We start from the raw sequence: 524 nt of genomic DNA, 5'->3' as shown, positions 1-524 counted from the left end.
CTCGTTTAAGAGAACTCACAAATTTTACCTTAGCCTGAGCCGTTACCAGTGAAAGTAACGTTCAGTCTATCTTTCTATCACATACCCAAATTTTTAAAGAACGATCTAATCAAAGACTAGAAATCAATATTCATTTGCGAATATTCATTTCTAAACTCTAACAGCAGAAGCAGTTAATGGTGGAGCCAAACGGGATCGAACCGTTGACCTCCTGCGTGCAAGGCAGGCGCTCTCCCAGCTGAGCTATGGCCCCATAACAAAATTGGTGGGTCTGGGCAGATTCGAACTGCCGACCTCACCCTTATCAGGGGTGCGCTCTAACCAACTGAGCTACAGACCCAATTTCGAGCGCAACTGATTAGCTTTGAGCTATCAGCTTGGAGCTTAAAGCTGCTTCTATCGTCTTCTTCAATGAATCAAGCAATTCGTGTGGGAACTTATGGAGCAGCTGATGTCGTCGATTAAGGAGGTGATCCAGCCGCAGGTTCCCCTACGGCTACCTTGTTACGACTTCACCCCAGTCA

At 46.2% G+C, this 524-nt stretch carries 2 tRNA genes and 1 rRNA gene; all 3 read right to left on the bottom strand.

Features of this window, described 5'->3' with window-relative positions:
* Window positions 1-177: 177 nt before the first annotated feature.
* Window positions 178-253: transfer RNA gene (locus BLL36_RS30045), tRNA-Ala, on the bottom strand.
* A gap of 10 nt (window positions 254-263) precedes the next feature.
* A tRNA-Ile gene (locus BLL36_RS30040) sits at window positions 264-340 on the bottom strand.
* Between the two features lie 122 nt (window positions 341-462).
* A 16S ribosomal RNA gene (locus BLL36_RS30035) occupies window positions 463-524 on the bottom strand; the annotation flags it as partial.

Origin of the sequence: Pseudomonas cedrina subsp. cedrina, assembly GCF_001983175.1 — a bacterium.
GTDB classification, from domain to species: domain Bacteria; phylum Pseudomonadota; class Gammaproteobacteria; order Pseudomonadales; family Pseudomonadaceae; genus Aquipseudomonas; species Aquipseudomonas cedrina.
This window is presented reverse-complemented; position numbering and strand designations above follow the sequence as displayed.